The sequence below is a fragment of the Nonomuraea sp. NPDC003804 genome (assembly GCF_040610675.1).
GTDB lineage: Bacteria > Actinomycetota > Actinomycetes > Streptosporangiales > Streptosporangiaceae > Nonomuraea.
The window spans coordinates 1-1306 of sequence record NZ_JBEXMT010000113.1 but is presented as its reverse complement, the minus strand read 5'-3'; the positions used below and the strand labels follow the sequence as shown (position 1 = coordinate 1306).

General features: G+C 52.8%; 1 protein-coding gene. It reads left to right on the top strand.

The window, feature by feature from the left end:
* Positions 1 to 311 precede the first annotated feature (311 nt).
* Complete coding sequence (locus ABZX22_RS45160; protein ID WP_175606962.1) at positions 312 to 479, top strand: hypothetical protein; 168 nt, start codon at positions 312 to 314, stop codon at positions 477 to 479.
* The last annotated feature ends 827 nt before the right edge of the window (positions 480 to 1306 follow it).

Genomic DNA, 1306 nt, shown 5'->3' with positions numbered 1-1306 from the left:
CGATGTGGCCAACTGCTGGTATTGGATTACGTCAGGAAATGACTTTCCCTCTGGTCTTGCGCGAGCTCTTGGGCGACATCGGGGGCGAGCTCGTCGACGAGATCTCGCTGCCCTGGAAACGATGTGGTACCGCGTCGCCGTGACACGGGTCTGGGGTGCCCGCCAGTGTGCAGTGAACGCGCGATCAAGTGTAACTGTTCCCGGAGCGCATCTGCTGCTGCTGGACACAGCGTTTCCGCGGCGGCGTCGAGCGCAGCGACCAGTGCCTCTAATTGCACAGGTGCGTGCTCGATGATGGAGTGTGCATCGATTTGGACGAGTTCTTGGGTATGCGCTTCAAGCCATTGATCGAGTACAAGGCATTCGTCCCGGTCGAGACGTTCGAGCAGTTCAACGAGCAGCGGACGATCGATCCGAAACGTGCGGATTGCGACCTCGTGGATCCGATGTGTCTGAGCAGACCGCTCAGTCCGCAATAGCTTAACTTGTCGACCTTCTACGCGAATCAACATCCGAGTCATCCTCCGTCCACTGGAACATGACGAGGATACTTCAGGCAAGCGGCGCTCTCTACTCCGAATTGCGAGCCGCGAATACTGCGTCAGGTTCATGAGTTCCAGAGTCCGTTAACGTCAGAGTTGTCATCCGGGCTCGCTGCTGCCTCGCCAGGTCTGGTTGATTCCGGCCGCATCACTGAGCAGTGCCCAGATGAAAAGGAAGTGCGTGCACCGCTGTGGGCCATTATCGGATCTGCCTGCCATCGTCGTTTCATTGGCCGAGAAATCAAGCAGTCGTGCGAGAGCGCTCATGCGCATATGAGTTTCAATGTGAAGTCAAGTGCCGTCAGTTGGATACAACACCACGCGAATCTTCGTAAGGTTTGCAAGCATTCGATATTTTAGGACTCCATTTAACAATTAACAATTTTCGATAGTGTTGATTTTGCGTCGACCAAGCTGCTGCTTCGCATTAGATGACTGACGGCCGGCGTGATCGGTCTTGGTGGGATTCTGATCTACACCGCTTCTTTTTGAGTGGGTGTCCCGCCATGTATTGATTTAACGAGATAATTTCGCTTGGAAAATTTTGGCTAATAATTCAATAATTCAAAGTGAAAGCAATTAGTAATATGTTGTGCGGAATTCGACTGGGCATGACAATTTTTGACCATCTTTCGCAATTGGCTATGGGAGTATCGGAGCAAATACCGAGAGAGACCAATCATGCGCCGCGTCATGCGCGAAATCGAGAAACGGCACGCTCAACGGGGAGCGGCCAAGCAGACAATTATTTTCGACCATGCTGC